The organism is Citrifermentans bemidjiense Bem, assembly GCF_000020725.1.
GTDB lineage: Bacteria > Desulfobacterota > Desulfuromonadia > Geobacterales > Geobacteraceae > Geomonas > Geomonas bemidjiensis.
In genome coordinates this window covers 2,285,804-2,312,563 of record NC_011146.1, presented here as the reverse complement: position 1 = coordinate 2,312,563, position 26,760 = coordinate 2,285,804, and the positions used below count along the sequence as shown (strand labels likewise).

Annotated in this window: 24 protein-coding genes and 3 tRNA genes; all 27 read right to left on the bottom strand. The window is 59.9% G+C overall.

What is annotated here, in order from left to right; genetic code table 11:
• Positions 1-78: 78 nt before the first annotated feature.
• The 27 genes from GBEM_RS10045 to cysK all read right to left on the bottom strand — a co-directional run bounded on the left by GBEM_RS10045 (position 79) and on the right by cysK (position 26,739).
• Positions 79-1,950, bottom strand: coding sequence for a cytochrome c3 family protein (locus GBEM_RS10045; protein WP_012530438.1), 1,872 nt, complete (start codon positions 1,948-1,950; stop codon positions 79-81).
• Between the two features lie 258 nt (positions 1,951-2,208).
• Positions 2,209-2,709, bottom strand: a complete 501-nt coding sequence (locus GBEM_RS10040) for a vitamin K epoxide reductase family protein (RefSeq protein ID WP_012530437.1) — start codon at positions 2,707-2,709, stop codon at positions 2,209-2,211.
• A 159-nt stretch (positions 2,710-2,868) separates the two neighbouring features.
• Positions 2,869-2,945: transfer RNA gene (locus GBEM_RS10035), tRNA-Met, on the bottom strand.
• Between the two features lie 161 nt (positions 2,946-3,106).
• On the bottom strand, positions 3,107-3,766 hold the full coding sequence (locus GBEM_RS10030) for an FKBP-type peptidyl-prolyl cis-trans isomerase (protein ID WP_012530436.1): 660 nt from the start codon (positions 3,764-3,766) through the stop codon (positions 3,107-3,109).
• Positions 3,767-3,958: 192 nt separating this feature from the next.
• On the bottom strand, positions 3,959-4,519 hold the full coding sequence (locus GBEM_RS10025; RefSeq protein ID WP_012530435.1) for a MucR family transcriptional regulator: 561 nt from the start codon (positions 4,517-4,519) through the stop codon (positions 3,959-3,961).
• Positions 4,520-4,725: 206 nt separating this feature from the next.
• Complete coding sequence (glk, locus tag GBEM_RS10020; RefSeq protein ID WP_012530434.1) at positions 4,726-5,709, bottom strand: glucokinase; 984 nt, start codon at positions 5,707-5,709, stop codon at positions 4,726-4,728.
• A gap of 110 nt (positions 5,710-5,819) precedes the next feature.
• Entirely contained in the window at positions 5,820-6,410 is a 591-nt protein-coding gene (locus tag GBEM_RS10015; RefSeq protein ID WP_012530433.1) for a PqiC family protein, read from the bottom strand.
• 2 nt (positions 6,411-6,412) lie between these two features.
• Positions 6,413-8,089 carry a PqiB family protein gene (locus GBEM_RS10010; RefSeq protein WP_012530432.1) on the bottom strand — a complete coding sequence of 559 codons (1,677 nt, stop codon included), beginning with the start codon at positions 8,087-8,089 and terminating at the stop codon, positions 6,413-6,415.
• Positions 8,082-8,729, bottom strand: coding sequence for a paraquat-inducible protein A (locus GBEM_RS10005; protein WP_012530431.1), 648 nt, complete (start codon positions 8,727-8,729; stop codon positions 8,082-8,084). Before GBEM_RS10005 ends, GBEM_RS10010 begins: the two co-directional genes overlap by 8 nt.
• Complete coding sequence (locus tag GBEM_RS10000) at positions 8,726-9,355, bottom strand: paraquat-inducible protein A (protein ID WP_012530430.1); 630 nt, start codon at positions 9,353-9,355, stop codon at positions 8,726-8,728. The genes GBEM_RS10005 and GBEM_RS10000 overlap by 4 nt, the downstream gene beginning before the upstream one ends.
• Before the next feature lie 181 nt (positions 9,356-9,536).
• A tRNA-Pro gene (locus GBEM_RS09995) sits at positions 9,537-9,613 on the bottom strand.
• Positions 9,614-9,627: 14 nt separating this feature from the next.
• Positions 9,628-9,966, bottom strand: coding sequence for a MerR family transcriptional regulator (locus GBEM_RS09990; protein ID WP_012530429.1), 339 nt, complete (start codon positions 9,964-9,966; stop codon positions 9,628-9,630).
• Positions 9,967-9,968: 2 nt separating this feature from the next.
• Positions 9,969-10,247, bottom strand: a complete 279-nt coding sequence (locus GBEM_RS09985; RefSeq protein ID WP_012530428.1) for an integration host factor subunit alpha — start codon at positions 10,245-10,247, stop codon at positions 9,969-9,971.
• A gap of 92 nt (positions 10,248-10,339) precedes the next feature.
• Positions 10,340-12,745 (bottom strand): phenylalanine--tRNA ligase subunit beta, encoded by a 2,406-nt coding sequence (gene pheT, locus GBEM_RS09980; RefSeq protein ID WP_012530427.1) that lies wholly within the window; start codon positions 12,743-12,745, stop codon positions 10,340-10,342.
• A 176-nt stretch (positions 12,746-12,921) separates the two neighbouring features.
• Positions 12,922-13,938: a phenylalanine--tRNA ligase subunit alpha gene (gene pheS, locus GBEM_RS09975; protein WP_012530426.1), complete on the bottom strand. Its 1,017-nt coding sequence runs from the start codon at positions 13,936-13,938 to the stop codon at positions 12,922-12,924.
• A gap of 77 nt (positions 13,939-14,015) precedes the next feature.
• Complete coding sequence (rplT, locus tag GBEM_RS09970) at positions 14,016-14,369, bottom strand: 50S ribosomal protein L20 (RefSeq protein ID WP_012530425.1); 354 nt, start codon at positions 14,367-14,369, stop codon at positions 14,016-14,018.
• Between the two features lie 253 nt (positions 14,370-14,622).
• Positions 14,623-14,820, bottom strand: a complete 198-nt coding sequence (gene rpmI, locus GBEM_RS09965) for a 50S ribosomal protein L35 (RefSeq protein ID WP_012530424.1) — start codon at positions 14,818-14,820, stop codon at positions 14,623-14,625.
• Between the two features lie 27 nt (positions 14,821-14,847).
• A complete protein-coding gene (infC, locus tag GBEM_RS09960) occupies positions 14,848-15,369 on the bottom strand; it encodes a translation initiation factor IF-3 (protein ID WP_012530423.1) in 522 nt (173 codons plus the stop codon).
• 17 nt (positions 15,370-15,386) lie between these two features.
• Positions 15,387-17,297: a threonine--tRNA ligase gene (gene thrS / locus GBEM_RS09955; RefSeq protein ID WP_012530422.1), complete on the bottom strand. Its 1,911-nt coding sequence runs from the start codon at positions 17,295-17,297 to the stop codon at positions 15,387-15,389.
• A 94-nt stretch (positions 17,298-17,391) separates the two neighbouring features.
• Positions 17,392-17,466, bottom strand: a tRNA-Val gene (locus GBEM_RS09950).
• Positions 17,467-17,605: 139 nt separating this feature from the next.
• Positions 17,606-18,679, bottom strand: a complete 1,074-nt coding sequence (locus tag GBEM_RS09945) for a glycosyltransferase family 9 protein (RefSeq protein ID WP_012530421.1) — start codon at positions 18,677-18,679, stop codon at positions 17,606-17,608.
• A 206-nt stretch (positions 18,680-18,885) separates the two neighbouring features.
• Entirely contained in the window at positions 18,886-20,415 is a 1,530-nt protein-coding gene (locus GBEM_RS09940; RefSeq protein ID WP_012530420.1) for a sigma-54-dependent transcriptional regulator, read from the bottom strand.
• 24 nt (positions 20,416-20,439) lie between these two features.
• Positions 20,440-22,098: a GAF domain-containing sensor histidine kinase gene (locus GBEM_RS09935; protein WP_012530419.1), complete on the bottom strand. Its 1,659-nt coding sequence runs from the start codon at positions 22,096-22,098 to the stop codon at positions 20,440-20,442.
• A 28-nt stretch (positions 22,099-22,126) separates the two neighbouring features.
• Complete coding sequence (locus GBEM_RS09930) at positions 22,127-23,275, bottom strand: iron-containing alcohol dehydrogenase (RefSeq protein ID WP_012530418.1); 1,149 nt, start codon at positions 23,273-23,275, stop codon at positions 22,127-22,129.
• A gap of 451 nt (positions 23,276-23,726) precedes the next feature.
• Positions 23,727-24,308 carry a thermonuclease family protein gene (locus GBEM_RS09925; RefSeq protein ID WP_012530417.1) on the bottom strand — a complete coding sequence of 194 codons (582 nt, stop codon included), beginning with the start codon at positions 24,306-24,308 and terminating at the stop codon, positions 23,727-23,729.
• An 84-nt stretch (positions 24,309-24,392) separates the two neighbouring features.
• On the bottom strand, positions 24,393-25,637 hold the full coding sequence (gene hybB / locus GBEM_RS09920) for a Ni/Fe-hydrogenase cytochrome b subunit (RefSeq protein ID WP_012530416.1): 1,245 nt from the start codon (positions 25,635-25,637) through the stop codon (positions 24,393-24,395).
• Between the two features lie 148 nt (positions 25,638-25,785).
• Positions 25,786-26,739, bottom strand: coding sequence for a cysteine synthase A (gene cysK / locus GBEM_RS09915; RefSeq protein WP_012530415.1), 954 nt, complete (start codon positions 26,737-26,739; stop codon positions 25,786-25,788).
• Between the last annotated feature and the right edge of the window lie 21 nt (positions 26,740-26,760).

Sequence of the window (26,760 nt, the reverse complement as noted above, 5' to 3'; positions counted from 1 at the left end):
TTGATTTTGTCATGGCCGTGACAAAAACAAGACTAAAGTGTGAAGCGGTAGACGGGTCAAGGGAAAAAGGCAAAGAGGCTACAAAGCTTTCAGCATCTTCTGCGCCATTTCCAGGTTGTGGTAGGCGATCACCCTGATCTTTCGCAGCTCATCGCCACCCTTCCGCTTGCCAAGCTCGGCCAGGAACTTGTCAAGCTCTCCCCTCTCCTTCCCTGTCTTCTTCTCGTCGAAGGGGATGGAGAGGTCTATACCTTTCACATCCCAGGCGTCTTTGGGCAGCACGGCAAATGGCGCTATGTCCTCCACTTTGCGATTGGCTGCCATGATCGGGGTCTCCCATACGGTGTCGCTGAACCTGATGCCGTTCTTGTCGGCGGTTACCGTGTAGCTCCCTTTAAACCGTTTGGCTACGTCCTTTGATTCGAAATAGCTCCACTCGGACTTTCCGACCTGCACGTGGGAGTCGTGACAGGTGGCGCATCCTCTCGGCTGGCCCAGGGCGTGGCTTAGCTTGTCCATCTGCACCCAGAGGATCGCCTTGTTGCCGGAGGGGAGATCGTTGCGGGTGCCGACGATGATAAAGGCGTCATTGACATCGGTGGCGGCGCGGGAGACTTCGAATACGGGAGGCTCACCTATCCTGACGTTGCCGGGAACGCTTCTTTTTGGGATGGAGCGGAACAAAAGCCCGGTGGGCCCCAGTTCCATCGTCTGGTTCAGCACCGCCATAGGATACGGCTTGACGGGAATCCAGCGGCCAGATGCGTTCTTGATCAGGGTCGGGAGGTCGCGCGTGCCGTAGTACTCCTTATGTTTTCCGTAGGGCGTTTCCACGCCGGCAAAGTTTCCCTTACCCCAGAAGGTGTACTGGTAGGCGCCGGAGACGGTTATGTGGCAGGCGGCGCAATCGACCTTGCTATGCGACGAAGTCTGCACGGCCTTGACGATGTCGGCATGGCACTTGGCGCAGGCCCCTCTTGCGTCGTCAGAGGCTAAGTGGCCGAATTGATGGTTCACCGGCTTGTGGCAATCCAGGCATTGTACGCCGGCCTTTATGTGGGCCCCTCGCGGCAGGTTGCTCGGAAAGGCGTACTCGCCGCGGACGTATCCGGCGCCGCGCCGACGGTCCATAGGTCCTGCATGACAGATGCTCGCTCTCCCCCCGCCGTAGCAGCTGTCGGTGTCGGGTTTGCCATAGGAATGCCGCCCCTTGCCAGTGAAGGGCTTGTAGTGACAGTCGTTGCAACCGGGATGGCAGGTGTTGCAGCTGCGATCTGTGGCTGCATTCTGTGCGGCTGTGAAAGGTACCGAAGTCTGGCTCTTCATATTCTCGTAGTTCTGCCCGAACCACATGCCGCAGTTCTGCGGCCCGGGAAGGGGCTCGGCCCATTTCCGGAAGGCGCGCTGGTGTTTCAACAGCCCCTTGGCGGAACTGTTGTAATCCTTCACCTCTTTTGCATGACACCTGCCGCAGGTCTGCTCCGCAACCTTGGGAGAATAGGCGAGGGTTTCAGGGTCGCGGTCGTGCCACTCGATTCCCGTCAGCATCTTTACCCCGAGCCCCTCCAGCTTTTTGGGATCGCCTTCCGGCAGCATCCGATCCATGCCGTCTCCGAGAGGAGCTATGGGCTTCAAAACCCCTGCATCGGCGCGGGAAACCGCCTGCCCCTTGACTTTTGGCCCCACCCCGACCACGAAAGGACGCAACATGTCCTTGTGCGATGCTTCCTTCGAGGGCTGCGCAGAATCCCCCAGGTGGCAATCCGCACAAGTGGCGCCGTCCATCCCCACTTCACGATCGACCTGGGCCGGGTCCAGGTACATCGACGCGGCGCCAAGAGACTCCATCTTGCCCTTGTCTCCATGGCAGATTACGCACTGCGATTTAGCATCGAAGGCCCAAGCCTGAGTGGCCAGCAGCAGCATCAACATCGTGAGCAGCGTATTCATCATGCCTCCTTTTCATCACTCTTTCACGACTCTGATTATGTTCGGAAGCATCACGGAACTTCAGGAAGTCAGAAGAGGCTGCAAAGATAGAAGCAATTGTACACGCTAGTCAAGAAATGTGAATAATTGGATATGCCATGACTCATACAGCCATGCCTGCGACTGTCTGAAGGATAGTGGAAAGGTCGAAATACACAGATGCGATCATTATTCAGTGAGATTTGGGAGGAGCCAAACGTAGCGATGCCGCGACCTGGTTCAACTTCGTTTTAGTTGCCGAAAAGCTTCCCATGTTTCCCCTAAAGCCAACGGGAGGGAGGCGAAGGTCGCTCCGCTGGCTACGAGGCACCAGAAGCAGAATGCGCGGTGCCGGGTCCACTGATGCGTGCTAAGTCTCGCAGCTTGAGACGCATCTAACAAAAGCTTTGCGGCAAGCGCCAGCGGTATCCAGGGATGGACGGCGGCGCGGTCTTTTCCCTCCATAGCGGCCAAGGCTGCCGTAGCCCCGAAGCTCGTCAGTCCGAGCAACGCATCCGGCGTATGGAGCATTGCATAGGCCTCCTCCGAGGCAACTACCTTGTCGGCATCGAAGCGGGGAAGCGGCGGCTCCGGGATGTGACGGATGATGCCAGTCTGGTAAAGGGCGATGAGCCCCATGGAGCCTGCGGCGACAAGGGAAAGGCCGACTATGCCGCGGCGGCGGGAGAGAGATCTGGACTTGCAGTTGCGCAGTTCGTTCCTTATTTTTCGGGGTTCCATAGTTTTGCCTCCGCGTGCAAGAAGTTTGCAGGCTAAGAGCGTAACAGCCTTCCCCCCTGCTGCAATCGTCTTGGCATTTCGCGTCCGATATGGATGGCGGATCAGAGTATCAAACGCGAAAAAGCCTCCCGATCGAAATCGGGAGGCTTTTTCTATTAATGGTGGCGGTGCAGGGACTCGAACCCCGGACACTACGGATATGAACCGTATGCTCTAACCAACTGAGCTACACCGCCAAGCTCTAAAATTCTTAATAATGTCAAATAGCTACTGCGCTACAAGCAACTTCTTTTCTGCGCCTCAAGGGTTTTCCTTTATAGTGCAGCCGCCCTCTTTTGTCAACGAAAAATTCTGATAGAAATTTTTAATATTGAAAGAAAGCTTTACCCGAGAAGCGCTACTTGACTACGTCGAGAAGTTCCACTTCGAAGATCAGGGTGGCGTTGGCAGGGATGATCCCGGAACCGCGCTCGCCGTAGGCCAGATCAGGAGGACATACAAGCTGTGCCTTGCCGCCGACCTTCATCTTCTGTACGCCTTCGGTCCAGCACTTGATGACCTGGTCCAGCCTGAATTCGGCAGGCTTGCCTGCTGCAGCGGAACTGTCGAACTCCTTGCCGTCGATCAGCGTCCCGCGGTAGTTGACCTTCACCTTGTCGGTGGCAGCCGGGCCGGCCCCCGTCCCTTCCTTGAGCGACTTGTAAATGAGACCGGAGGGAGTCTTCACAGCACCCTTCTCTTTGGCAGCTTTTTCAACAAACTCCTTGGACTGTGCGGCAAGCTTCTCGCCCTGCGCGTTGCGACGCTCGACGGCGAGCTGCTGGATCTTCGTCTTGTAAGCCTCCATGTCCACTTGCGACTTCCCTTCGATGCCGTCATCGAGCCCCTTCTTCACCTGGGTCAATTCGTCAGGTGCCAGGCTGAAGACGCCTAGCTGGCGAGCCATGACCTGCCCTATGGCATAAAAGGTCTTCAGTTCTTCCGCTTTCTTTTCATCTGCAGCAAAGGACGGTACAGCGGTTAATGCAACAAGAGCAACAATCAACAGTTTCCGCATAGGATAGGCCTCCAGAAAATGGATTTTAAAAGCAGGCAATACTATACCAACATTTTTTACTATGTCATTACAGCTTAACACTGATGTAAATCCCCCCTGCCCCCCTTCGCGGGCTAGAGATTCTTACAGAGCGCCATGACAAAAAAAGGCACCTCTAAAGGAGGGGCCTTTTTTTACCAACTTCTGGTTCTGCTATTTCTTTGCCTTGGCAGCGGCTTTGGGCCTGCCTACCTTGGCCGGAGCCTTTGCAGCCTTGGCAACCTTTGCAGGTTTTGCAGCCTTGGCAGGCATTGCTGCCTTGACGCCGGCGACCCCGCCCTCTTTCTTGGCTTCGATGTTAGCCATGCGGACTTCGCGCGCCTTGGCCAGGTTGTCGGCAAGGCCCCTGTCCTGGGCCATCTTCCTGCGCGCCTCGGAGTAGCTCTTTGCGGAGAGCGCCTGCTTGCTGGAGATGCCGAACTGTTTCTTGTAGGCGCCAGGCTTCATCCCATGGGCGGTGCTGAGATGACGGGCAAGGGTCTTGAAGCCGCCTTTGCCGCATACCAGGCAGACCACTTCGTTCTTCCTGAAGGCTTCCTTCATGCTGACAGAAGGTTTGGTTTCATCGATTCCTTCTATGCTTTCTCCTGCTTCAAGGCTCTTTAGTGCTGCATGTACTTTGCTTATTTCTGCGAGAAGCTCGTCTGAAGTCATCGGAGTGCTGGAAGCGTGCGATGACACGAGTTGCGCTGCGATCTCTACCAAAGTCGCCATCTACTATCCTCCTTTGTAAGTAATATTGTCCGATTAATAGCAGACACAGAAATATTGTCAACGATAAAGTATAAATTAAAAAAAGGAAGATAGATTATTAGAAGAAAAAAGCAGACAGAGCGTTTAATGTAAACAGGGTGGAAAGGTTGTGAGGCGGCTGCACGTTAACAAAGAGGACAACGACAGTTCACAGTGAAAAGATAAGGTCAACTGGATGAGATTGAAGCAGCCCTTCCCGCACCTAGCAGTGCTGTTCTCTCATTTAATATGACGTGCACCGGAATTGTTTGCACCAAAGAGCTAAGTCGCCCTTTTGCGGTAAAGGCAACGATGAAGGAAGCCCCGCGCAGCTTGTCCAGGATCTTGGGCGCAATCCCCCCGCCAAGATAGACTCCGCCGGTGGCGAGAAATCTGAGAGCCGCGTTCCCGGCTTCGGCACCGTACACGGTGATGAAGATATCGAGAGCCTTGCTGCACATTGGGCAACTTCCGTCCATTGCGGCGCGGGTGATGACCGCAGGGGCGTCGCCCGCGTTCATGGCGGCAATGATGGCTTCATCCTCCTGGAAGTAATGCCTGTCCCTGAGAAAGCGGTAGATATCGAGGAGCCCCGGACCGGACAGGACGCGCTCGTAGCTGACCCGGCCATGCTTCGCCTGGAGGTATAGCAAAAGATCGGCCTCGATCTCGTTGCGCGCTGCGAAATCGGCATGCCCCGCCTCGCTGGGAAGCGGCCTGTGGGAGGAGCCGTCCCAGTAGGCAAGCGACTCGCCAAGGCCGGTGCCGGCGGAAACCACGGCTATGGTGCCTGTGGGGTCCGCCACTCCGGGGTTGAGCGTCAGCAGGTCCTGGGCCTTCAGTTCCGCGATGCCGTAGGTGTTGGCCTCTAAATCGTTGATCAGGCGCACCTGGCCAAGGCCCAAGGCTTGGGCAAGTTCGCTGCCGTCGATGTTCCAGGGGAGGTTCGGGGTCCTTACCCGCCCGTCGATGACCGGTCCCGCTATGCCGAAGCAGGCCCTGTCGGCATCCAGGCGGGATTGGGCGGCAAAGCGCCGCACGATGTCGGAGAGGCTGCTGTGTTCCTGGCTTTGGTAGCGCCCCTCGGCCAGCACCACGAGCCCGGTTGCAGCGGATTCGAAGTAGGCTAGCCGGGTGGAGGTCCCGCCGACGTCTCCAGCAAGTATGACCATGACTCCCTCCTGATGGGGCTCAAAGCCCAATTGTACCATCGTTCGGTCCCCCCTCCCCTCGCGGGAGGGGGTTAGGGGGTGGGGGCAGGTGCCACGGGGAGAGTTCCCAATCAAGGAAGTGCCGCGGCATCGGCACGGATGGCCTTGGCTATGTCCGAGCTCACTCCGCCGAGGGCCCGGCTGCAGGCGGAGATCAGTTGATCGTAGCCGGGGGCGGAGACCTTCTCCCTCACCAGCGACTCTCCTTTGATCCTGGCGTTGCCGCGGCGCACGGTCCAAAGCGCCTGGACGGTCGCCGCATCACCCGGAACAGCCTCAAGCCTGACGATGTCGACCAGCACGCGATAGGTCGCGTCGGCACCGGCACTCTGGCCGTAGCTGGAAACGCGGGAGGAGCCGAGCATGCGGCCCAAATCCTGCGCCATCAGGCGCGGTATCTCGCTCTTCAAAGGTTCCGCCCAGCGGTGGCTCTCCAGGACTTCGACCCGGTTCTCGGCGACGCGCACGACGATCTGGGGGCGGTCCACAAGCTCGGGGATAGTCACCGGACCTACGGAAACCGACGGCGCAGCGGGAGAGAGCGCCGGCGGCGGAGCGGCCTGGGGAACCAGGGTATAGAAGCTTGAGCGTGGCGATCTGCTGCAGGCGGTAACGGACATTACCAGGGCGAGCGAAATCAGGCATAGGGCTGGCTTGCGCATGGCTATTTCTCCTGTTTCTTGCCGCGGATCAGGGCCTCGGGGTGCTGTTCCAGGTAGTCGCCCAGAACCCTGAGCGACTGGGCGGCGCGGGACACCTCGCGCATGGTGTCGCGCAGGTCGACCTGCACCGGGGCATCCGGTGCGAGGACGCCGTTGGCGCCACCGAAGGTCTGACGCGCTTCGGCAAGGGTCTTCTTGACCTCGTCGATGGCCTGCCGCGACTCGGCAAGGACGCTCCGCGCCTCCGGGACCAGCGTACGGTCCATGTTCTTCAGCAACTGGTCGGCGCTTTTCAGCGTGGAATCAAGCGAGCGTATGGTGGTGCCGGCGTCGCCGGCGATCTGCTCCAGGGGGAGCTTCTCGATCCTCTGCACGATCTCGGTCAGATTCTTCTGCAGCTTCTCCATCGACCCCGGGACGGTCGGGAAGCGCGGCGGGTCGGCTCCCCAGTTGATCTTCGCGGCACGCGCTCCAGGCACGAAATCGAGCGCCACGTAAAGCTGCCCGGTCAGGAGACTGGCGCTTTTGATCTGCGCACGGAAGCCGTGGGCGACCATGTCGTCCAAAAGCCTTCTCAGCGTCCTGTCGCCTGTTTCGGGCGCTTTTTCCTGGCCGTTACCCTTGGGAAGCAGTTGATCCGGGTAGAACTGGATCTCGACCGGAACGGTGAAATCGGAACCCTTGCGGTCGAGCGCCACGTTTATCTTGGTGACCTCGCCTACCGTCACCCCCCGCAGGTCGACAGGAGCCCCCACGGCGAGCCCGCGCACGGATTCCTTGAAGACGAGCACGAATTTCTCCACGGCAGCCGAGTGCTTCGCCGCGTCGTCTTTCGTTGGGTACAGGGAGAATATAGTATTGGGCGGAGCCGGGGAGGCGTCCTCTTTTCCTTCCGGCGCCTCGAAGGAGATCCCCCCCAAGAGGATCGAGACCATGGACTCGGTGTTGACCTTGACGCCGCTGGCGCTGAGAGTCAGGTCGATGCCGCTGGCATGCCAGAAGTAGGTGTTGACCTTGATGAATTTGTCGTAAGGGGAACGGATGAAGACCTTGACCGTCACCCCCTTGCCGTCGCGGTCCAACTCGGTGCCGACCACCTGCCCCACCTGCATGCGGCGGAAGAAAATGGGGGAGCCGGTATCGAGCGAACCGATGTCGGTGGAGTGCAGGACGAACTGGCGTCCGGGGACGTCGACGGACACAGCTGGAGGCGTTTCGAGACCGATGAACTCCTCATGCGGCTCGTTCGAGCTTCCCGCCTCGACCCCGATGTAGGATCCGCCCAGAAGGGTGTTCAAGCCGGAGACGTTGCCGCCGGAGATCCGCGCGCGCACCACCCAGAAGCGGGTGTCTTTCACCATGAGCCCGCGGGCGTCCTTGGTTACCTCCGCGGTGACAACTACGTGGGAGCGGTCGTTGGAGATGGCGATGGACTTCACCTCGCCTATCATCACGTCCTTGTACTTGAGCTTGGTCTTGCCCGCCTCCAGCCCCTCCCCCGTCTTGAAAGTGATGGTGATGGCCTGGCCGCGGTCGATGTAGGCCTTGACGGCGATGGAGAGGCCGATCAGCGCGGCGACGATGGGAATGATCCAGACCAGCTGGATGCTGAAGCGGCGCTTGGGTTCGCTGACCGCCTCGGGGATGTCGTCCAGGTTCTTTTCAGGTGTTTCAGTCATGAATATCCTCTTTCTGCAGGGGGTCCCAGATAAGGCGCGGATCGAACTGCATGGTGGCGAACATGGTGAATACCACCACGGCGCCGAAGGCGACGGCGGCAGGGCCCGCCTTTACCACCGCCAGCGAGCCTAACTGCACCAGCGCGGCAAGCAGGGTAACCACGTAGATATCCAGCATGGACCAACGCCCCACCGCCTCCAGAAGCCGGAACAGGCGGGTGCGCTGCCTTGGGCGCCAATGAGAGCGCCGCTGCACGCTGATCAGTAAAAAAGTGAGCGAGAACAGTTTCAATAGCGGAATGGCCACGCTGGCTATGAAGACGATGACGGCGATCATCCAGGAGCCGGTCTTCCACAGGTGCACGACGCCGCTTACTATGGTGTCCTTGCGGTAATTTATCAGGGAGCCCGTCTCCATCATGACCAGCAAGTTGGCCGGTATGTACAGGATGTAGGAGGCTATCAACAGGGCCCAGCAGCGCTGCACGCTCCCAGGCTTACGGAAGTGCAGCGTGGCGCCGCAGCGGGGGCAGTGCTCATGGCGCGAGAACCGGCTTCGGCGCGAGACCAGGCGGCAGACATGGCAGGAGCAAAGGCCGTTGCCGACGGCGCTCGGCATGCCGGAATCGACGGGTGTCACGACTCCTCCTGTCCCAGCATTTCGTCCAGCCTGTTCCAGATATCGCGCGCGCTGAACGACGCTGCAGCCGCAGCTATGAGCAGGGTCAGAAGACCGAAGGAGTAAAGCGCGAAACCGGGGATGACCCGGAAGTTGTTGGTCAGCTTCACCAGGGAGACCAGCACCCCCAGCATGAATACCTCCACCATCCCCCACGGCTCGATGAACTGCAGGGTGCGCATGAACAGGGTGTAGCTCGGAGGAACGAACCCAAGTTTCAGGGGGAGCAAAAGAGCGGTCAGCGAAAAGAGCTCCAGACAGGGGACCAGGATCGCCGTGATGAAAACCATCGCCGAGATGGTGCGCACCCCCTGCTCCCAAAGGGCATGAACGGCGCCGAAAAGGGTGATGGCGCTGCGGTCCCCGGAGACTTCGATACTGAAAATGGGGAAAAAGTTGGCGACGAGAAAGAGCATTCCCGCCGCGAGGGTGTAGGCAAGGGTGCGGTTGATGCTGTCGGTCGCGTTGCGGTATAGGACAGCGCCGCAGCGCCGGCAACTGGCGGTGCAGCCGGGGTTGAGCGGGATGTCGCGCTGCAGCAGGTCGCACTCGCGGCAGGCGATAAGTTGTGCGGGTCGGTCGGCCATCAGCTAAGTAGCTCCCATGCTTGCGCCGGTAGATGGATCAGCCCCGGCGCTCGTCCGGCAAGCGATACCGAAAGAAAACATACCATAAGTGCGGCAACATCGCTCATTACGCGTAGTTAGCGGTCTCTAAGCCAGAAACGAAATCAGCCGCCCAGGAAGTCTCCCAAGCGGCTGATTGAAATGGTCGGTGCGACTGGATTCGAACCAGCGACCACTAGACCCCCAGTCTAGTGCGCTACCAGGCTGCGCTACGCACCGATTAAACCTGATAATTACAACTGATCTCGCAAGCTTGTTAACTCCAGTTTCACGTCCTCGATGAGGGCTGCGAGTGCTTCACTGGAAAGCTCAGATTTTCGGTACTTTTTCTTCCCCTCCAACCGCTTCCTAGCCCCTTCTATGGTGAGCTTCTCCGCGTAAAGGAGTTGTTTTATCTCTGCGACCAGCTCCACGTCTTTCCTGGTGTAGAGCCTCTGGCCACTGCTGCTTTTCTTCGGGGACAGTCCGGGAAATTCCGACTCCCAGTACCGCAGTACCGAGGTGGCTAGCCCCGTGATGCCGGAGACTTCGCCTATTCTCAGGTACAGCTTATCCGGGATCCCGGTCGTCATCCCTACTGAGTGTTGATCGCGCTCTTCAGCACCTGGCTCGGCTTGAAGGTGAGGATCTTCCTGGCGACGATGGTGATCTCTTCGCCGGTCTGCGGATTCCTGCCGCGGCGATCAGCCTTCTCTTTAACTACAAAGTTGCCGAAGCCGGCAATCTTGATTTTGTCACCTTCTTCAAGAGTGGTCTTAATAAGGTCGAAGACCGTCTCAACGAGTTCAGCGGACTCTTTTTTGGAGAATCCCACTTTCTCATAAATCTTCTCGACTATGTCAGCTTTAGTCATAACCCCCTCAACAGCTTCAGCATTTCATTTATGTGTGCTTCTCAACAGCGGCTTAATCTAATACCATAGCGTTTTCGATTTCGCAACCGTTTTTATCTAAAGGAAACATTTAATTTCTTAGTGAGGGCATCGGTGACCCGCTGATGCAGTCGGGTGACCTCGTCGTCAGTAAGAGTCCTTTCCTTGGAGCCGTAGCGTACACGGATGGCGACGCTCTTCTCTGCTGCGGAGATGTTCCCCCCTGTGTAAACGTCGAACACCTCAACCCCTTCCAGCTCGGGAGCCTTGACCCCTTTCACGCAGTAAAGGACGTCCGCCACCGGGAGCTCCTTGGGAAGCAGCATGGCGATGTCGCGGAAGGTGGAGGGGAAGCGAGACGGCACCTGTGCCGCGCCTTTCCCCTTCCTGGAGGCAAGAAGTGCCTCGAAATTGAGCTCAAGGTAGTACAAGGGCGTCCCTATGCCGTAGTTCTCCTGCACTGTGGGGTGCAGTTCCCCCAGGGAGCCCAGCACCTTGTTGCCGCAAAGTATGCGGCAGGCCTTGCCCGGGTGGTAGTACGGATCGAGGCTTTCGGCCGAGAAGCTCACGTTGGGGATGGAGAGCTCGCCCAGGATGTTCTCGGCGATTCCCTTCACGTCGAAGAAGTCGATCTCCCCTTTTTGCTGGTTCCATCCTTCCAGGTCGCGGCTTCCGGTGAGAAGGGCCGAGACGTAGAGCGGCTCTTCGGGAAGCTCCTTTCCGGGAGCGGGAAGATAGATGCGGCGCATCTCGAAGATGCGCAGGTTCAGGGTCCGGAAGCTGATGTTCTTGACGGCGGTGTCCAGAAGCCCGGGAAGCATGGTGGTGCGCATCACGGAAAGCTCGTCCGAGATGGGGTTCAAAAGCACCATGCCGTTACTTCTGACGTCGTCGGCGGAAAGCAGGATCTTCTCGCAGGATGCAGGCGCCACGAAGCTGTAGTTGATCACCTCGGAAAGCCCCTGGGACACCAGGAGGTCCTTCACCCGCGCGGCAAGCCGCTGGAAATCGGAGGGGAGGTCGGAGAAGACGGAGGCCTGCGGCAAGGTGGCCGGGACCTTCTCGAAGCCGTTCAGCCGCACCACTTCCTCTACCAGGTCGATCTCGCGTTCCAGGTCGACCCTGAAAAGCGGCACCCGCACCTGGAACACGCCCGGCTCGGGCTGCTTCACCTCGAATTCGAGGCGCTCCAGGATGTCCTGCACCTCGGCGGCATTGAGAGAAAGGCCGGAGACCGCGTTGATGCGGGCAAGCCTCGCTTTTATCACGCGCGGCTCGACGGGGTGCGGGTAGACGTCGATGATACCTTTGGCGATCTTGCCGCCGGAGAGTTCCGCGATCAGCTGAGCGGCGCGGTTGAGCGCCCGGGTCAGGCCGGCGACGTCGGTGCCACGCTCGAAGCGGTGCGAGGATTCGGTGTGGATGCCCAGACGCTTGGAGGTCTTCCTGATGGCGGAGGGGTTGAAGTAGGCGCTCTCAAGAAGCACCTCGGTGGTCCCCTCCCCTATCTCGGAGTTGCCGCCGCCCATGATGCCAGCCAGGGCCACCCCTTTTTCGCCGTCGCGGATGGTGAGGTCGGATGCGGTGAGGATGCGCTCCTGCCCGTCGAGAGTGACGAACTTCTCCCCCTCGCCTGCAGCGGCGACCACGATCTTTCCACCGGCGACAAGCGTGAAGTCGAAGGCGTGCAGCGGGTGGCCGTATTCAAGGAGGACGTAGTTGGTGACGTCGACCACGTTGTTGATGGAGCGGATACCCGCGGCCTGCAGCCGGTTGGCGAGCCAGGCCGGCGACGGGGCCAGGGTGCATCCGGTGATGTGGCGTGCGGTGTAGCGCGGGCAGAGTTCCGGCGCTTCGATGGTTACCTTGGCGATGGTGTCGATGGGGGCGCCGGTCTCGGCGACCTCGAGCCCGGGATAGTGCACCTTTTTGCCCAGCTTGGCTGCGATCTCGCGGGCGATACCTACGACGCTCAGGCAGTCGGCGCGGTTGGGGGTGAGCCCTATCTCGAAGACGGTGTCCTTGGTGCCGAGCGCGTCGAAGAGCGGGGTGCCGAGCTTGAACGCCTCGGGGAGGATCATGATCCCCGCGCTTTCCAGCGAGAGCGCCAGCTCCTTCTCGGAGCAGAGCATGCCGCAGGACTCTTCGCCGCGGATCTTGGAGCGCTTGATCTTGAAGTCGCCGGGAAGAGTCGCGCCGATCTGGGCCAGGGCGACCTTGTCGCCGGCCTTGAAGTTCTGCGCGCCGCAGACGACGTTCAGGATCTCCTTGCCGTTGTCGACCTTGCAAAGGGAGAGCTTGTCGGCGTTGGGGTGCTGGTTTTTCTCCAGTACCTGGGCCACCACCACGTCGTCCATGCCGCCGCCCAGCTCTTCCATGCGCTCGACCTCGAGGCCGAGCATGGTGAGCAAGTGCGAGAGTTCCGCCGCAGGCAGGTCGCAATCGACGAATTCCTTGAGCCAGTTATAGGTAACTATCATGTCTTTTCCATCCGTTTGAGAGTCAAAGGCGTTGCACGCGGATTTTGCGGAAACTTACGGATAACTCCAGATAAACCAGAAGGCTTGGGTTAAAAGCTTGAACCAAGCCTTAAAGCTTGATCTGTTTCTATCCGTCAGCTTTTGCCTTTTCCGCGTGCGTGCTTTTGACTTTGTTTTTAGAACTGTTTAAGGAACCTGAGGTCGTTTTCGAACAGGAGCCGCATGTCGGCGATGCCGTACTTCAGCATGGCGATCCTCTCGATACCCATCCCGAAGGCGAAGCCGGTGTAAAGCTCGGAGTCGTAGCCTACGTGGCGGTACACCTCGGGGTCGACCATGCCGGCGCCCAGGATCTCTAGCCAGCCGGTCTCCTTGCAGACCCGGCACCCTTTGCCGCGGCAGATGACGCAGGCGATGTCGACCTCGGCCGACGGCTCGGTGAACGGGAAGAACGACGGGCGCAGTCTAACGCCGATGTCGGAGCCGAAGAGCTGGCTGATGAAGAGGGTCAGGATCCCTTTGAGATCGCCGAAGGTGATTCCCTTGTCGACCATGAGCCCCTCGACCTGATGGAACATCGGGGAGTGGGTGGCGTCGGAATCGCAGCGGTACACGGTGCCGGGGGCGATGATGCGGACCGGCGGCGGCTGCTTCAGCATGGTGCGGATCTGCACCGGAGAGGTATGGGTCCTCAAAAGAACGCTCTCGCCGAAGTAGAAGGTGTCCTGCATGTCGCGGGCGGGATGATCCTTCGGCAGGTTGAGGGCCTCGAAGTTGTAGAAGTCGAGCTCGATCTCGGGCCCTTCGGCTACGGCGAAGCCGAGCGCGCCGAAGATGGAGGTGATCTCCTCGGTGACGAGCGTGATGGGATGCTTGGAGCCCAGCGGACGGCGGCGGCCGGGAAGGGTCACGTCGATCCTCTCGGCGGAAAGCCGGGCGCTCTTTACGACCTCGCGGATCTCGCCGCCGCGGACCTCGAACGCCTCTTCGAGCTTGCTTTTGACCGTGTTCACCACCTGGCCGATGACGGGGCGTTCCTCCGGGGTGAGCGCGCCCAACCCCTTCATCACGGAGGTCAGCTCACCCTTTTTCCCCAGGTACTTGACCCGCAGCTCCTGCACGCCCTCCTCGGTGGAGGCTTGCGCCAGCTCGGAGAGGGCCTGATCTAATAGTGCTTCCAGTTTATCCTTCATGTGCAATGCCCTATTACGGAAAAAAAAAGAAATGAGACATCGCTATCCCATTTCTTTTTTTATGCCCGCGGTATGTATTAAAATTTTGCTTTGGCTGCCGCCGCGATTGCCGCGAAACCGTTCGGATCGGAAACGGCCAGGTCGGCCATCACTTTCCGGTCGATTTCTACATTGGCAAGCTTGAGACCGTGGATCAGTTTGCTGTAGGAGAGACCGTTGATCCTCGCTGCTGCGTTGATCCTGGTGATCCAGAGAGCCCTGAAGTCCCGCTTTTTCACCCTTCTGTCCCTGAACGCGTAGTTCAGTGCGCGGTCCACCGCTTCGGTGGCGCTCCTGAACAATTTGCTCCTGGCGCCGCGGTAACCCTTGGCAAGTTTCAATACCTTGTTTCTTCTCTGTCTCGCTTTAAAACCGCGCTTTACTCTTGGCATACATACTCCTTCTGGTTTTTAAATTAGCCGGATCCGCAAGGGGAGACGTTTCCTCACGGTTCTCGGACTTGGTAAACCCGGGGCTAGGGACTGGGGGCTAGGGGCTGGAAAAATCACAGCATCCCTGCACAACTCCCTCCCGTTACCTGGGTCATTAACTATTTAGTCTCCGGTTCTAGTCCTCGGTCTAGGTTTTGCTACCCCCTAGTCCCTACCCCCTAGTCCCTGGTCTTGGCTAGTCCCTGGCCCCTGGTTACTTGTAGGGGATGAGGCAGCTGATGTTCTTGTGGTCGGAAGCTGCGACGATGCCGCCCTTACGGAGGTTGCGCTTGTTCTTCCTGGTCTTCGAGGTCAGGATGTGGCTGGTGAAAGCGTGGGCCATCTTGATTTTGCCTGTGCCGGTCTTGCTGAAACGCTTGGCGGCGCCCCTATGGGTCTTCATTTTAGGCATTGTTTTGCTACTCCTTTGTGGTGGTGTTTATTTTGCTTTTACTTTGGGGGCCACGATCATGAACATGCTGCGGCCTTCCATCTTCTGCCTTACCTCGACCAGAGCTATGTCGGCGAGTTCGGATGCAAATTTTTCCAGAGCGGCCATACCCAGTTCCTGGTGCGTGATCTCGCGTCCGCGGAAGACGACGGTGATCTTCGCCTTGTTCCCTTCTTCCAGGAAGCGGCGCACGTGCTTCACCTTGAACTCCAGGTCGTGCGTGTCGGTCTTGGGACGGAGCTTTACTTCTTTGAGCTCGACCTGAACCTGTTTTTTCTTGGCCTCGGCCAGTTTCTTGGCCTGCTGATATTTGAATTTGCCGTAATCCATGATACGGCAGACGGGGGGAACGGCTGTCGGCGAAACCTCTACCAGGTCCAGTTGCTGGCTCTCGGCCAGCGCCAAGGCCTCCCGAAGCGGAAGAATACCAAGCTGCTCACTTTCGGCACCTACTACCCTTACCTCTTTGGCCCTGATGGTCTGATTGATGTTGACTGTAGGTTTAGCTATGACGCCACCTCCTATTGTTATTTATAACTTTTGACTTCGCTTTCGATAAAGGAAACAAACTGCTCCGGGGTCATGGACTCGAGGTTCTTGCCGTCGCGGAAACGCGGCGCCAGCATACCGCTCTCGACTTCCTTGTCCCCCACAACCAGCATGTACGGTATCTTCTGGAGCTGGGCTTCGCGGATCTTGAAGCCGAGCTTCTCGTTTCTGAAATCCTTCTGCACCCTTATCCCGGCCGCGCGCAGCTTGTCGAACGCTGCCTGCGCGTACGGAATCTGGTTGTCGGTGACCGTAACGATGGTCGCCTGAACCGGTGCCAACCAAGTCGGGAAGTTTCCAGCGAAATGTTCGATGAGGACACCGATGAAGCGTTCGATGGCACCCAGAATAACCCTGTGCACCATGACGGGGCGCTTTTTTTCACCGTCTGCGTCGACATAGGTGAGATCGAAACGCTCAGGGAGGGTAAAATCGCACTGGATTGTAGCACATTGCCATCTTCTGTCAAGCGCGTCACGCAGCTTGATGTCGATCTTGGGACCGTAGAATGCGCCGTCCCCCTCGTTGATTTCGTAAGGGCGGCCGGAATCCTTGAGCGCGTTCAACAAAGCGTTGGTGGCGAGCTCCCAGGCGTCGTCGGAACCGATCGACTTTTCGGGACGGGTGGAAAGCTCCATCTCGAACTCGAAGCCGAAGATACCCATCACCTCGGTGACGAACTGGATGACCCCTTTGATCTCGGCATCGAGCTGCTCCGGGGTACAGAGGATATGGGCGTCGTCCTGGGTGAAGCCGCGCACGCGCAGAAGGCCGTGCAGAACGCCGGCGCGCTCATGGCGGTGCACCGTGCCGAGCTCGAAGTAGCGCAGCGGCAGGTCGCGGTAAGAGCGAAGCTGCGAGCGGTAGATCATCATGTGGGCCAGGCAGTTCATCGGCTTCACGCCGTAGCTCTGCTCGTCCACCGTGGTGAAGTACATGTTCTCGCGGTAGTTCTCGTAGTGCCCGGAGCGCTGCCAGAGTTCGGTCTTGAGGATCTGCGGACCCAGGACGATGTCGTAGCCGCGCTTTAAGTGCTCCTTCCTCTCGAAGTCCTCGAGGATAGTGCGCAGCATCGCCCCTTTGGGGTGCCAGATCACGAGTCCTGCGCCGACCTCGTCGTTGAAGGAGAAGAGATCCAGTTCGCGGCCGAGCTTGCGGTGGTCGCGCTTTTTCGCCTCTTCGATCCTGGCGAGGTAGGCTTCCAGTTCCTTCTTATCGCCAAAGGCGGTGCCGTAGACGCGCTGCAGCATGGGGCGCTTCTCGTCGCCGCGCCAGTAGGCGCCTGCTATGGAGGTGAGCTTGAAGGCCTTGATGAAAGAGGTCTTGGGAAGATGCGGCCCGCGGCAGAGGTCGACGAAATCGCCCTGGCTGTAAAGCGAAACCTTGTCGGCCCCCAAGTCCTCGATCAGTTCGACCTTGTAGTTCTCACCCATCCCTTTGAAGAGGGCGATGGCGTCGGCGCTGGTGAGCTCCTTGCGCTCGATCTTGAGATCGGCCTTGGCGAGCTCGCGCATCTTTTCTTCTATCTTCTCGAGGTCTTCCGGGGTGAAGGGGTGGTCGACGTCGAAGTCGTAGTAAAAACCGGTCTCGATGGCGGGACCGATGGTCACCTTCGCCTGCGGAAAGAGCGCCTTTACGGCCTGCGCCATAAGGTGCGAGGTGGAGTGCCTGATGATCTCCAGCGCCTCGGGGCTTTTCTCGGTGATGATCTCCACGCGCGCGCCGTCGGCAAGAGGCGTATTGAGGTCGACCAGGTTGCCGTCGATCTTTCCGGCGATGGCCGCCTTGGCAAGCCCCGCTCCGATGGATGCGGCAAGATCGAAAATGGAGGCACCTGCAGGCAAGGGTCTTTGGGAACCATCCGGTAGCGTGACGTTTATTTCGTTCATGCAAAGCCCCTTTTGAAAAATCATTAAGACAAACAGAAAGAGGCATCGAAACTCGATGCCTCCGTCGAACCTCGTACTGAAGGTCTCTTTTGATTGGTAGGCGCGGGCGGTTTCGAACCGCCGACCCCTAGCGTGTCGAGCTAGTGCTCTACCCCTGAGCTACGCGCCTGTTTGCTGCTGTGGAACTCGGACTTTGTACCAATTCACCAAAACAAAGTCAACACTTTTTGTCTGATATAAACGAATTTTTCTCATTGGAGTAACTATTCCAGCGACACCGGAAAGGTCCCGCGGTGCAAGCGTCCGTTTTAGCGCCACTTACACAACCTCAGCACGGCTGCAGTCACTTCAGTCGGCGCGGCGTCGAGACAGCGCGCGCCGGTGCTGCAGCGGATGGTTCCGTACCTGGAACAGGGAGCACAGGAAAGGGACGAAGAAAATGCCGTGTGCCGCTCGCCCTTGGGAGCCCACTTGGCCGCGTCGCTGGGGCCGAAAAGCGAAACGGTCGCGGTGCCAAGCCCTGCGGCGATGTGCAAAAGCCCTGAGTCGCCGCTTAAAAGGACCCGCGCCTCGGCGAGGACAGCGGCGCTTTCCATGAGCCCCCCCTTACCCGCCAGGTTCAGGGCAAGACCGCCGCGGGCAATGAAGTCGCCCGAGGCGCGGGCGTCGTCGGCGCCGACCACCACCACCGCGATCTCCGCCGCGGTTAAGCTCTCCGCCACCTGCCGGAAGTTCTCCCTCCCCCATTGCTTCTCGGGTACGCTAGCTCCGGGGAAAATGGCGACAAACGCCTTCCCCGCCAGCGGGGCCAAGAGCCGCCGCGCCCCTTCCTTCGCCCCGGCGGGGAGTTGGAGGAAGGGAGCCGCAGATTCCTTGGGGGGCTGCACCTCCAGCGGGGCTAGGAGCTTGAAGAAGGAGATGAGTTCGTAATCCTGCAAGGGATAAGGCACGGGGTCGGTGAAGAGCCTCCCCCGGTCGTTGGTTGAAAACCCGATGGAGCGCAGGGCGCCGACCAGCCTCGCGATCACGGCGGAGAGGCGGTACCACTGCTCGGTGTCGATCACCACGTCGAAAGAGGTGCTGAACAAAGCCGTTATGTCGGAGAGGGAATCGTAGCGGTACACCCGGTTCAGCCCGGGGCACATGAGAAAGGCGGCGGCATTGCGGCTTTCGGCGAGAACGTCGATGCGGCAGCCGGGAAAAGCTTTTTGCAGCGCCGACAACGCCGGGACCAGGAGGACCGCGTCGCCGATGCCGCCGGGACGGATGACCAGGAAACTTCGGGGGGAAAAGTGAGTGTCGGGCAAACGCCTCTTGGGAAGGAGCCGGGTAAAGAGCGGACCCACCGCGGCGTCGAGTCGTTTCAACAGGGTTGCCTTCAATACTGCGCCCTCCAGGACCAGAACCCGGCGCCGTTGGATAAGGCCGGAGCGGGTTCATCTATACAGAAAAAGCCGGCTTTTTGCAACGCCGGCTTTTTTTCCGGAGGCTCATCGAAGAATACCGGGGAAAGCCGCTCTTAGCCCCCCTCCCCTTGCGGGAGGGGGGCTAGTATCACCGCAATCCCGGAAGAGCCCCCCTGGAGCGGCTACCTTCCCGGCAGCCCCAGCTCCTTGATCTTTCTGTAGAGGGTGTTGCGGGCTATCCCCAGCGCCCTCGCGGCCTCGGTGATGTTGCCGTCGTACTGCGCCAGCGCTTCCTTGATGGTCTCGGCTTCGGAATCCTTCAGCGCGTGCAGGGCCGGAACGATCTTCTTTTTGCGCATAACGCCGAGGAGGTTCGACTGCGCCTGGCGCAACGAATCCAAAAGCCGGTTCAGCTCTTCGGCATCCAGCCGCTCCAGCTCTTCAGCGCTGTCACAATGCTCCAGGAGTGTAGCCTGCAGCCTGCTGCGGTCCGGTTGCTGGATTGTTTTCGCCGCACTCCCCCGCTCCGGTGCCGTGGGTCCCGCGAGAAAGGTCCCACCCAGGTGCTCGGGAAGAATGGTGTCGCCGTTGCAGATCACCACGGCCCGCCTCATCACGTTAGCCAGTTCGCGGATGTTCCCAGGCCAGGCGTACCCCTGCAGCATGCGCAAGGTTCCCGCGGCAAGCTTCAGTTCGCGATTTATCTGGTGCACGAAATGCTCGGCCAAAAGCGGGATGTCCTCGGAACGGGCGCTAAGAGACGGTATCTCCAGCCGCACCACGTTCAGGCGGTAAAAGAGGTCCTCGCGGAAGCTCTTCTCGGCAATGGCCTGCTCCAGGTCCACGTTGGTCGCGGCTATCACCCTGACGTCGGTCCTTATGGGGCGCTCCCCCCCTACCCTCATGAACTCGCCGGTTTCCAAGACGCGCAAAAGTTTGACCTGGATCTGCGGTGTCGCGTCCCCGATCTCGTCCAAGAGGAGCGTCCCGTTGTTGGCGAGCTCGAAGATGCCGCGGCGGGTCTGGTTGGCGCCGGTGAAGGCGCCCTTTTCGTGCCCGAAGAGTTCGCCCTCCAGGAGGTTCTCGGGTAGCGCGCCGCAGTTGACCGGGATGAAGGGCTGCCCGGCGCGGCAGGAGGCGGCGTGGATGAAGCGGGCCAGCACCTCTTTCCCGGTGCCGGTCTTCCCCTGGATCAGGACGCTGATGTCCTTGCCGGCGACCTTGTAGGCGAGTGAGACCATCCTCTTCATGGACGGAGAGCTCCCGACCCTGAAACCTACCCCCTGGGCCACTTCGGCCCACTCGTCGTGGGAGTTGTCCCCTCTCAGGAGGCTTGCGCCTGAACCAGCGGCCCTGCCGACCAACTGCTCGATCTGGTCGATGTCGTCGAAGGGCTTTTCCAGGTATTCGTAGGCACCGAGCTGCATGGCGGCGACCGCCGTCTTGACGGTGGAGTACCCGGTCATGATGATGACCTCGCAGGCGGGCTGCCGCGACTTGATGATCTCCAGCAGGGTGATGCCGTCGGTGTCGGGGAGCTTCAGGTCTACGAGCGCCACGCTGAACTGCGCCGCCTCCAACGCGGAGAGCGCCTCGGGCTCGCTGGCGGCGGTGACCACCTGGTACCCCTTGCGCGACAAAAGCCGGCTGAAAAAGGTGCAGACATCCCTCTCGTCGTCGATGATAAGTATTCTAGTAGATGAGTCCGTCATGGTTGCTCCAATATATATGTCTGCTTACTGCTGGTCGACGGGAAGAATCAACCTGAAACAGCTCCCCTGCCCAAGTTCGGTGTCGACCTCGATGCGGCCGTTGTGGGACTCCGCTATGCCGAGGCTCACCGAAAGGCCGAGCCCGGTCCCCTTGGAGGCCTCTTTGCTGGTGTAGAAAGGGGTGAAGATCTTGGAGAGGTTTTCCTTCGCGATGCCGATGCCGTTGTCGGCGACGCTTAAGACGGCAAAGCGCCGCTCCCCCTCGACCCGAAGCACGGTGGAGACCTCGATGACCTTCTCCTTCCCTTCCACCTCCATCAGGGCGTCTCGCGCATTGATGAGGAAGTTAGTCAGCACCTGCTGGATCTGCGGCCCGTTCGCGTTCATCATCGGTATGTCGCGGTCGAAATGCTCGAAGATGGCGATCTGGCTCCGGTTGATCTGGTACTGGATCATGTCGAGCACCCGCTCCACCTCGGCGTTCAGATCGATAGCCATGACCGGGACCTGGTCCTGGCGCGAGAAGGTAAGGAGGTTCTGGATGATCCTCTTGCAGCGCAGGCCGCAGTTGATGATGTCGGACAAGGCCTCGGCCCCTTCGGAATCCCCTTCCTGCTGCATCTCCCTGGCGAGCATCTGGGCGGTCCCGATGATCACGGTCATCGGGCTGTTCAGCTCGTGCGCCACCCCCGCCGCCATGACGCCCAAGGCCACCATCTTGGCCGACTGCACCAGTTGGGCCTCCATCTTCAGCCTCTTGGTGACGTCCTTCATGATGATGGTGACCGCGGAGAGCTGCTTCTCCTCGTTGAAGACCGGGTAATAGGACATATCCAGGCACTCGCCCTGCGGGGTGTTCCACTGCTGGAACACGGGGTTGCCGGTCTCCTTGATCTCCTGGATGGGGCAGTTGCGGCAGGGCCCGTTTTCGCCGCGCATCTTCGCGAAGCACTTCTTGCTGATGGAGCTGTTCCACATCTCGGCCATGCCGGGGGGAAGACGGTCGTTGTGCAAAAGCACGTTGTAATCGGTATCGATCAGGAAGATGGGGTCGGTCACGGCCTTGAAGGTCGCCTCCCACTCCTTCTTGGCGCGGGAAACCTGCTTGTAGAGCCGCGCGTTCTGCATGCTGATGGCGAGCTGGTCGGCCAGGTGCTGCACGAAGTTCAGCTCCGCCCCCTCGTAGGCGGACTCGAGCGCGCTTCCCAAAAGCAACAGCCCGTTGACCGAGGAGCGCTCGAAAAGCGGCGCCGCGGCCAGGGAGCGCAGGGTCAGGGGATGTTCGGCGGCAATCTGGGCAAAGCAAAGGGGGTCGTCGGCCGGTTCGTAGCTGGTCGCCCCCTTGTCCCGGAACGCGTCCCAGAGGACGGACTCCTTGGGTATGAAACCGAGCGTGGAAAATTCCCTGGGGGCGACCGCGATCAGCTTCAACTTGCCGTCGCTCAACTTCGCCAGCCCCAGGAAGTCGCAGGGGAGCGCCTCGGGGAGCTTTTTGAACGTCCTTTCGATGATGTCGCCGATGGACATGTCGATGTTCATGTCGCGCGTGAGCTGCTGCAGGATCTCCAGGCGGCTGTTTTGCTTCAGCACGTCCTGGTTTCTCTTTTTGAGCTCGACGTAGTAGTTGAGCTTGGAGGAATCGACCCCCGTCAACTGCTCCAGCAGTTTGCCCCTGTTCTTCACGTTCTTTCCTTCGCGGCCTCGGCCGCACTTACATGGCGTTGCGGTAGATCTCCTCGATCTGCTCTCTGGTGGCGCTGCGCGGGTTGGTGAGGAGGCAGGCGTCCTTGGTGGCGTTTTCGCTCAGAAGCGGGATGAACTCCTCCCGGAGCCCCAGTTCGGAGAGCCCCTGGTCCAGCCCGATCTCGGCGATGAGGGCCTTAACCGCATCGATGGAACGCTCGGCCGCGGCCATGAGCTCGAGACCGGTCACGTCCTCGCCCATGGCGACGGCGATGTCGCGGAAGCGCTCCGGGCATGCCTGCAAGTTGAAGCGCATCACGTGCGGCAGGATGGAGGCGTTGGTTTCGCCGTGGTGCTGGTCGAGCAGGCCGTCCACCTGGTGGGTCATGGCGTGGGCGGCGCCCAGGATGGCGTTGGAAAAGGCGAGCCCCGCGGTGAGGCTGGCCATGGCCATGTTGGTGTTGGCGTCCATGTCGCTGCGCACGGCCACCGCCCTTCTCAGGTTCTTCGAGATGAGCTGGATCGCCTTCAGTGCATGTATGTCGGTTAAAGGGGTTGCCGCCAGCGATACGTAGGACTCGATGCCGTGGGTGAGCGCATCGACCCCGGTGGCGGCTGCTAGTTTGGCGTCCTTGGTCTTCAGAAGTTCCGGATCGACGATGGCGATATCGGGGATGAGCGACCTGGAGATGATCGACATCTTCAGCTTTCTTTTGGTGTCGACGATGATGGCGAACTGGCTCACCTCCGAGCCCGCGCCGGCGGTGCTGGGGACGATGACCATCGGGGGGAGCGGCAAGCTGATCTTATTCACTCCCTCGTAATCCTGCAGCTTCCCGCCGTTGGAGGCGATGATGGCGATCGCCTTGGCGACGTCGGTCGGGCTTCCACCCCCGACGGAGACAATGCCGTCGCATCCGGAAGAGAGGTACTTCGCCGTCCCCTCGGTCACCTCGCGGTCCTTCGGGTTGGTGGTGAGGCTGGAGAAGATCACCGTCTCAAGCCCTGCGGCGCGCAGGTATTCCACGGCCTGATCCACCCACCCGGCGGCGATGACATGGTCGTCGCTCACCATGAACACCTTGGAGACGCCCAGGCGGACCACGCTCTCGCCGATCTGGCTCAAAGAGCCCCGCCCGAAGATGATTTCAGGCGCTACAAACTTGCTTATTTCCATTTTCGACTCCCTAAAGCGGTGTTGCATCCGTCGTGATTGTGTTTACATCAGGCAAGATCGGTACCAACCTTGGGGTGCCGGCGACGGCGCGGCGATATTTTTAATGAAGACCGAAGGTAACATCTTGAATACAAAATGATGAGACGTTTTTCTACAGATAGGGACGAAATCGGCCTACAGCGCCCTTGCCGCCTCCCCCTGCCCCGGCCGCACCTGCGCCGTTTCGAGACAACTGTCACCAAATGTAACAGATATGCGTATCGAAATGGAACAGTTAAAAATAGGCCAGGGGAAATGGTGGCTGTAAGGTCCCGTTTTTCCTTCCGCCGGCACCGGCCGACGGCACGGGTGGGATCTCAGCGTTGCGGCCGGCCTCCAGGGGTGCGGCATTTTCTATTCAGCTGTAAACACGGCATTAAATTGCAGGAGAGGACGTGCTAGAGGGGGGTGATCAGTTCTGCTTGGGCCGAATCTTTATCTGCGGCTTGAAGTTCCAGGGGGGCTGCGGGTTTTCCTGGGCCCAGAGCCCGTTTTTCCTGTTACGGGCGATGCGCTCGGCGGTCATGTAGCGGGGGTGGTCGACCCTGCTCAAAAACCTGCCGTCCGCCCAGGCCCAACCGTCCCCCAGCATCTCCATGTTGATGTTGCGGCCGTCGAGATACACCACCGCTACGGCGACCTGGGTGGGGTCCGTCTTGGAAAGCAATGTGCTGTGGATCACCACCTTGACCTGCTGGTGCAGGACCTTGATGGAGAGGGCCCGGAAGGCATCCTCGGCATAAGGCTGCCCCGGTTTGTACCAGCCGGTGAACTTGTCCACCTTGGCGGTCTGGGGCGCGGCAATCCCGTAGAGGCGGACCGGGATCTCGGTGCCGAAGGAATTGACCGTGAGCCGGTCGCCCTCGGCGACTCCGACCACGAGCCCTTCAAGGACGCTGACAGGATGAGGTGAAGGGGGCTGCGCGTGTACCGGCAGGGCCAGGAAAATAAGGCAGGACGAGCATAGAGCGATGATGCGGCTGGCGGTTCTCAAAAACCCCCTCCTTTCTCGGCGCGAACTGCGTCTTGGTGCGTTTCCGCGCGCCATATTAACAAAAGTGCCACGGCAAAGCAATCTTCAATACCCTGCGCGCTCGGCGGGAATGGGCGGAAGCAACTTGATGAGCACCTGGTAGATAAGAATCTCGAGCGAGACGATCCCGGCCGAGATGGTCACTTCCGCGAAGGAAGGAAAGTAATGCCAGCCATTGCCGGGGTTGAAGCCGATCAGGTAGACGTTGAAGCGGTAGAGGCCGCCCCCAAGAAGCATCATGCTTGCGGAGATGAAGAGCCGGCGGGGCGACTGCCGCTTGCGGCGGTTGAAAAGCGGCGCGGAACCGATGGTCATCAATAAGCACTCGGCCAGGAAGAAGGCGGAGTAGAAATCCCCGTGGAAAACGGCCTCGATCTGTCCCCGGTTCACCAGATCCCCAAGCCGCACCACGAGCCACGCGCCGGAAAGCCAGGGGATGAGGGCGGCAGCGGCGGCGAGGTCGGCGCTTCTGAAGGGGCGGGCCTGGACGAAGCTGGCGAGAATCGATTCGAAGACCACGATGGCGTAGCCGATGTAGATGCAGTTGATCAGGAAAAGAAGCGGCAAAAAGGGGCCGTGCCAAAGAGGATGCAGCTTGGTCGAGGCGATGAGCATCAGGGAGCCGAGCGCGGATTGGTGCATGGTGGGGAGCACGATACCCGCCAGTGCGATGAGGATCAGGAGCTGGTTGATCCTGCATCGCAAGAGCCCGGTGGGAACGGCACCGCTCTCCGGGGAAACCCGCACCATCCCGCGCGCCTTTAAGAAATTGAACAAAAGCGTGCGGAGCGAGGTCGGGTTGCCGCGCCCAAGCATGGGTACGATGGCGGGAAGATACTCGATCACCTCGGCCACCAGGTATCCGGCGGCGCAAAGGGTGAGTTCGAAAAAGGCGGAGTTCGGCTGCCAGCTGGTCGGCGCGAAGAAGCCGTGGGCGTTCCAGGGGCGCCCTATCTCGACCACGATGGAGGAGGCAGCCAGGAAGGCGCCGAAGAGGCTGGTGAGGATCGCGGACTTCACCAGGGAATGGTAAGCGCCGCGGTGCATGAGGTAGCTCAAAAGGGCGACGGCGAAACCGCCGCAGGTGACCGCGGTGCCGATCGCCACGTCGTAGGCGACCCAGATCCCCCAGGGGTAGCCGTCGCTCAGATTGGAGACCGCCCCGATCCCCTTGACGAAACGGACCCCGATGAAGAAGAGGCCGGCCAGCGACAGGAACAAAAGGACGATAAACGGCTTGGTAAAAAGCGGCCCCCTTGCCGGGTCCGTTCTTTTGCTGTCGGTGCTCATGGATCCCCCGCCTCATGAAACGAAAACAGCGAGCAGTTTAATGGGAGAGCGTGCGGGGTGTCAACATCTTCCGGGAAAACGGACCCCGGACGTAAAAAGGCCCCGGGGAAACCGGGGCCTCTATCGATGCTTTTCAGCCAGGAAAGTATCAGGCTTCTTCGAAGAGTGCGGTGGAGAGATAGCGCTCGGCGAGGTCGGGGAGCACCACCACGATGGTCTTGCCGGCAAATTCCTGCAGGTTGGCCAGCCGCACGGCGGCGGCAACCGCGGCGCCGCTGGAGATGCCGACCAAAAGGCCCTCTTCCTTGGTAAGGCGCTTGGCGAACTCCAAGGCCTCGTTGCTGTCGATCTGCTCGACCCGGTCGATGACGGAGAGGTCGAGGGTATCGGGAATGAAACCGGCGCCGATCCCCTGGATCTTGTGCGGGCCGGGCTTGAGTTCCTGGCCGGCAAGCTTCTGGCTGATTACCGGGCTTTCCTTGGGCTCGACCGCAACCGCGACGACCTGCTTCCCCTTGGTCTGCTTGAGGTAGCGGGCGATCCCGGAGATGGTGCCGCCGGTACCTACGCCGGCTACGACGACGTCTACGGCGCCGTCGGTGTCGGCCCAGATTTCCGGGCCGGTCGTTTTCTCGTGAATGGCGGGGTTAGCAGGGTTCTTGAACTGCTGCGGCAGGAAGTAGCGCGCCGGATCGGAAGCCGCGATCTCCTCGGCCTTGGCCACGGCCCCTTTCATCCCGGCGGAACCCGGGGTAAGGATCAGGTTCGCTCCCAATGCCGCCAGCACCCTGCGGCGCTCGATGCTCATGGTCTCGGGCATGGTGAGGGTCAGCTTGTAACCGCGGGCCGCCGCCACGTAGGCAAGCGCTATGCCGGTGTTGCCGCTGGTCGGCTCGACGATCTCCACCCCAGGCTTCAGTACGCCACGCTCCTCGGCATCCCAGATCATGTTGGCACCGATGCGGCACTTTACCGAGTAGGCGGGGTTGCGCCCCTCGACCTTGGCGAGCACGGTCGCCTTGGCCCCCTTGGTTACATGGTTCAGCCGCACCAGCGGCGTGTTGCCAATGGACTGGGAGTTGTCTAGGTAGATACGGGACATGGCGAATTCTCCTTTCGGTCG

Bases quoted from the DNA above. Each gene is read 5' to 3' on its own strand.
- pheS (WP_012530426.1), bottom strand. From the start codon at position 13,938: ATGAAGGATAAACTGGAAGCACTATTAGATCAGGCCCTCTCCGAGCTG.
- hybB (WP_012530416.1), bottom strand. From the start codon at position 25,637: ATGAGCACCGACAGCAAAAGAACGGACCCGGCAAGGGGGCCGCTTTTT.
- GBEM_RS09990 (WP_012530429.1), bottom strand. From the start codon at position 9,966: ATGACGACCGGGATCCCGGATAAGCTGTACCTGAGAATAGGCGAAGTC.
- GBEM_RS09940 (WP_012530420.1), bottom strand. From the start codon at position 20,415: ATGACGGACTCATCTACTAGAATACTTATCATCGACGACGAGAGGGAT.
- rplT (WP_012530425.1), bottom strand. From the start codon at position 14,369: ATGCCAAGAGTAAAGCGCGGTTTTAAAGCGAGACAGAGAAGAAACAAG.
- GBEM_RS10015 (WP_012530433.1), bottom strand. From the start codon at position 6,410: ATGCGCAAGCCAGCCCTATGCCTGATTTCGCTCGCCCTGGTAATGTCC.
- GBEM_RS10010 (WP_012530432.1), bottom strand. From the start codon at position 8,089: ATGACTGAAACACCTGAAAAGAACCTGGACGACATCCCCGAGGCGGTC.
- GBEM_RS10000 (WP_012530430.1), bottom strand. From the start codon at position 9,355: ATGGCCGACCGACCCGCACAACTTATCGCCTGCCGCGAGTGCGACCTG.
- thrS (WP_012530422.1), bottom strand. From the start codon at position 17,297: ATGAACGAAATAAACGTCACGCTACCGGATGGTTCCCAAAGACCCTTG.
- GBEM_RS10040 (WP_012530437.1), bottom strand. From the start codon at position 2,709: ATGGAACCCCGAAAAATAAGGAACGAACTGCGCAACTGCAAGTCCAGA.
- GBEM_RS09985 (WP_012530428.1), bottom strand. From the start codon at position 10,247: ATGACTAAAGCTGACATAGTCGAGAAGATTTATGAGAAAGTGGGATTC.
- glk (WP_012530434.1), bottom strand. From the start codon at position 5,709: ATGGTCATACTTGCTGGAGACGTCGGCGGGACCTCCACCCGGCTAGCC.
- rpmI (WP_012530424.1), bottom strand. From the start codon at position 14,820: ATGCCTAAAATGAAGACCCATAGGGGCGCCGCCAAGCGTTTCAGCAAG.
- GBEM_RS10045 (WP_012530438.1), bottom strand. From the start codon at position 1,950: ATGAATACGCTGCTCACGATGTTGATGCTGCTGCTGGCCACTCAGGCT.
- GBEM_RS10025 (WP_012530435.1), bottom strand. From the start codon at position 4,519: ATGGCGACTTTGGTAGAGATCGCAGCGCAACTCGTGTCATCGCACGCT.
- cysK (WP_012530415.1), bottom strand. From the start codon at position 26,739: ATGTCCCGTATCTACCTAGACAACTCCCAGTCCATTGGCAACACGCCG.
- GBEM_RS09930 (WP_012530418.1), bottom strand. From the start codon at position 23,275: ATGGAAATAAGCAAGTTTGTAGCGCCTGAAATCATCTTCGGGCGGGGC.
- GBEM_RS10030 (WP_012530436.1), bottom strand. From the start codon at position 3,766: ATGCGGAAACTGTTGATTGTTGCTCTTGTTGCATTAACCGCTGTACCG.
- pheT (WP_012530427.1), bottom strand. From the start codon at position 12,745: ATGATAGTTACCTATAACTGGCTCAAGGAATTCGTCGATTGCGACCTG.